A 3,611-nucleotide genomic window follows, 5' to 3' on the forward strand; every position below is an offset into this window, starting at 1 on the left:
GGAGGTACTGGGCCTGCTGCACCGGGGTGGTGGGCTCAGGGCCCTGATCGCCGCCGGACTTGTCCTCTCGGCGCGACTCGAAGTAGGAGCCGATGCTCGCGGCGGCACCGAGGGCCCCTCCGGCAGAGATGCCAGCTCCCATCTCGGCCCCCAGCGGGGCGAACAGCCGCGTGAGCGGCCCCGGCGCGAGGATGCCGAGGATCAAGGTCGCGACGCCGCGCAGCCACTCCGACAGAGTCTGCGAGTGCCCGAACTCGGCAAAGCCGATGCAGACGATGACGGCCAGAATGGGCTTGTAGGCAATGGCGACGAGGATGCTGGTGATCAGCCGCGGTGCCCACTGGCGAGTGGCCTCGCCACCGACCCGGCCAGCACCCGCGATGGGCAGCAGCATGCACTGGATCGGAATGGCGGACTGCCGCAGGAAGACCAGCACCATCTGGATGAAGCCGACCAACAGCAATATGAGGACGATGCCGCCCACGAAGGCGGGGTTCGAAATGGACTGCGGCACCAGCACCGCGATGATCCGTTCGACCGCCAAGCCATCATCGTCGAAGGTGGCATCGACCAGCCCGGTGGTCAGCGCGTCGCCCAAGGCCAGGAGCGAAGCGACGATCGTCACACCGATTCCGGTCAACAGGGCGTTCTGCACCCAGCCCACCAGGGCCTGCCCCGCGTATTTCATCTGACCGGTGACGGCCATCTTCCCTAGCTGCCACATCAAGCCGAACGTGGCGATCACCCAGCCCAGCCACACCAACATGCCGGCCAGCGTGGCGTTCTGGCCGAATAGGCCGGTGGCCCGTAGGTCGAGAGATGGCCCCGCCAGCGCCACGGTGAAGGTCTTCTTCAGGACGTACTTGGCGACGTCCTGAGCAGAGACGAGGAAGTCGCCCAGGACGGACTTCCAGACTCCGTCGAACTCCTTCCTAACCTTCGCTTCGGTCTTCTTGCCGATCTCCTCGCATAGATCCCCACCAGCAATAGCGTCTGCGATGAGACCGCCGACGACTCCGAAGGCGACTTCGCAGACGACGTCCACACTGCCCGCGATCGGTCCAGGAGGATCATCGGCAGCCGCGGGAGAGGGGGACAGAACACAGAAGGCCGCGGTCAGAGCGAGCAGTAGGGCGACGAGACGCCTCACGAGGCCTCACGGATGGCGGTCCATCCCTCGCGATTGAACCGTGTGTCGCCAGGTGCCCCCATCCCCGGCTTCCACTTCCCTCGTGTCTCTTGCACAGCGCGGATGATCGCCTCACCGGACAGCCTCCAGTCACCGTCCTCCCACCGGGCGGCCAGCAGGGTGCGCGTGTAGGACGCCTTCTCCGCGACAGTCTCCCCGGCCTTCATGGCGACCTGGGACAGCAGCCACACGCTGACTTCGTCCTTTGACTCCTTGATGACCTTGAAGCCGACCACGTGAGTGCGCACGTACGCCCCCGAAGGCCATTCGCCCTCGGCGGGAAGTCCAAGCTCCCGACGGAACTTCTTGTCCGCCTGCGCAGCCCTGAGCTCCACCTTGTCAGCGTTCACGGCGCTGCGGTCGGCTTGGGAGACGTAGGACTCGTAGAGGCCAATTTGTTCCGCCACCATGCTCCGGTCGCCTTCGATGGCAGTGCTGTTGCCTGCGACCAGCATCGCCACGGCCCCATTGGTGCTGTGTGGGAAGCCGACCGGATTGCCCTGCTTGTCGGTGCGCGCCCCTCGAGGAAGTGCTGCCCACCGCTCGGGTTCCGTCCAGTCGTCCGGGGGCGCGTAGGTGGGTGCGGGTGAGGACGGCGACACGGTCGTGGCACCCCCGTCCCCTTTCCCCCGTGCCGCGGCAGGGTCCTCGTCGCCGCTGAAGGCGAGGTAGCCGGTCAGCGCGAGCATGACAGCGGCCACGCTGCTGGCGCCCCACATCATGGCTCGGTGCGACTTGGTCATCGGCGCCACGGTCAGCTCGCAATCCCGTTGATGATGGCGATCAGCGAACCGGACAGCAGCAGCGCCGCGATGCCGCCGCCCATCCACTTGAACGGTTCCGAGCCGCCGCCGTTCCGGGACTTGTCCGAGACGGCGAGCTTGTAGACGCCGAAGCCGACCGCAGCGGCGCCGGCCAGGGCGAGCAGCCACAGGCCGTAGCCGAACAGCTCGGCGACGGTGCCGTCCACCCCGGGAATCGGGGTCGGCTTGGCATTCGGAATGAGGCCGCCCCCGCCCTCCGGCTTCTTGTCCGCGAGCGTCACGGCCAGCGCGACCAGATTCATGGTGATCATTTCCCTTCGAGTTGGCGGCGCAGGGCGGCGGCCGCGGTCTTCACGTCTTTGTGCTGCATGGCCTCGTCGGCGCCTTCGACCGCGCGCAGGCTCGGGAGGTACGGCAGCCGGGCCACGCCGGCCAGGCGGGCCTCCAGGGCGCGGAACCGGTAACGGGCCGCCGGGGCGGGAGGGGCGGGGGCGTCGGAGACCAGGACGAGCCAGGGGCGGGGGATCTGCGGGCTCCAGGCCCTGAGCATGCGCTCCACGCACACCGCGCCGTACACGGTGGTCTCCGCCAGCAGCACCGGCTGTGCTCCCAGCGGCACTGCTTCGCCCGGGTTCAGGATCCGGGCTGTCCTCCCGGAGCTGTCCGGGTCGAGCATGCGAACGACGGTTGCCACCGCAATGCCGTATCCGTGAACGGGGATCAAGGCGTATCTGGGGCCAACCTGACTGTTTTGCTCAATGGTTGACGTCACATCACGGACACCCACTTCGCAACTCCCCCTGTCCACATGCAAGCTTGGGCCTGTGGGACTACAGAGGCTACCGTGACTTGCTCACGACAGCTGAGTGGCAGTGTTTACATTCGCGGAGGTCATGGGTGTCCCCCTTCGACGGCACAGTGGCACGTGCCATTCGCCTCCGGTCCGGCGTGTGCGTCGAAGACCTGGCGGCCGCCGCCGGCGTCAGCCCCAACACGGTCCGGTCGGCGGAGTCAGGCCGGCACGAGCCGCAGCCCCGGGTCGTCACAGCCCTCGCCGAGGCGCTCGGAGTCGATACCACCGACCTGATCACGCCGACCCGCGGTGTCCCGCCCCTGCGGGAAGTGCGTCGCCGACTGGGACTGACCCAGGCGCAGATCGCCGAGCGGGTCGGGGCGGTGCGGCAGATGGTCTCCCGCGTCGAACGCGGCACCGGGGGCGTTCGCTCACCGCAGGCGTGGGCGACGGCCTACGGCCTGACCCTTGACCAGTGGCTCGGCGCACACCAGGCATCCAGGGAAAGCATGCGCGAGCGAGTGAAGGAACGGACATCCGGCCGCAAGCGGCACTAGGGGGACATGGATGAACCGCACAGGGGGGCGCGGGTGAAGCTGCTCAAATACGTTGCGATGGCCGTCGCCCTCGTCCTGGCGGCGGCTTTCGCCTTGATAGCGGCCGTGCTCGCCGACACCGGCGCGAGCATCGCCGTACCAGCCGGCAGCAAAGGGGGGCTGAAGGGAGTGCCCGAGGAATTCCGGCCGTGGCTGCTCAAGGCCTCCTCCGAGTGCAAGCACCCCGAGCTCACCCCGCCCCTCATGGCAGCCCAGCTCTGGCAGGAGTCGAAGTTCCAGACCAGCCGCGACACCATCTCCGAGGCCAA

General features: G+C 67.8%; 5 protein-coding genes and 1 pseudogene. 2 read left to right on the forward strand and 4 right to left on the reverse strand.

Going from position 1 to position 3,611, the window contains the following annotated elements; translation table 11 throughout:
• The 4 genes from ACZ4Z5_RS33220 to ACZ4Z5_RS33235 form a co-directional block, all read right to left on the reverse strand.
• Positions 1-1,150, reverse strand: a 1,150-nt coding sequence (locus ACZ4Z5_RS33220; RefSeq protein WP_468269990.1) for a hypothetical protein, incomplete at its 3' end; no start/stop codon positions are given.
• Positions 1,147-1,932: a hypothetical protein gene (locus tag ACZ4Z5_RS33225; RefSeq protein ID WP_468269992.1), complete on the reverse strand. Its 786-nt coding sequence runs from the start codon at positions 1,930-1,932 to the stop codon at positions 1,147-1,149. The genes ACZ4Z5_RS33225 and ACZ4Z5_RS33220, both read right to left, overlap by 4 nt.
• A gap of 11 nt (positions 1,933-1,943) precedes the next feature.
• A complete protein-coding gene (locus ACZ4Z5_RS33230; protein ID WP_468269994.1) occupies positions 1,944-2,264 on the reverse strand; it encodes a hypothetical protein in 321 nt (106 codons plus the stop codon).
• Positions 2,261-2,647: a hypothetical protein gene (locus ACZ4Z5_RS33235; RefSeq protein WP_468269996.1), complete on the reverse strand. Its 387-nt coding sequence runs from the start codon at positions 2,645-2,647 to the stop codon at positions 2,261-2,263. The genes ACZ4Z5_RS33230 and ACZ4Z5_RS33235 overlap by 4 nt, the downstream gene beginning before the upstream one ends.
• 224 nt (positions 2,648-2,871) lie before the next feature.
• Between ACZ4Z5_RS33235 and ACZ4Z5_RS33240 the strand changes: the two genes are divergently transcribed.
• Positions 2,872-3,303, forward strand: a complete 432-nt coding sequence (locus tag ACZ4Z5_RS33240) for a helix-turn-helix domain-containing protein (protein ID WP_468269998.1) — start codon at positions 2,872-2,874, stop codon at positions 3,301-3,303.
• A gap of 33 nt (positions 3,304-3,336) precedes the next feature.
• A pseudogene (locus ACZ4Z5_RS33245) lies at positions 3,337-3,611 on the forward strand (NlpC/P60 family protein); the annotation flags it as partial.

The sequence above is a fragment of the Streptomyces sp. NPDC030222 genome, from assembly GCF_055573115.1.

Coding starts and splice junctions, on each gene's coding strand:
- ACZ4Z5_RS33225 (WP_468269992.1), bottom strand. CDS start 1,932: ATGACCAAGTCGCACCGAGCCATGATGTGGGGCGCCAGCAGCGTGGCC.
- ACZ4Z5_RS33230 (WP_468269994.1), bottom strand. CDS start 2,264: ATGATCACCATGAATCTGGTCGCGCTGGCCGTGACGCTCGCGGACAAG.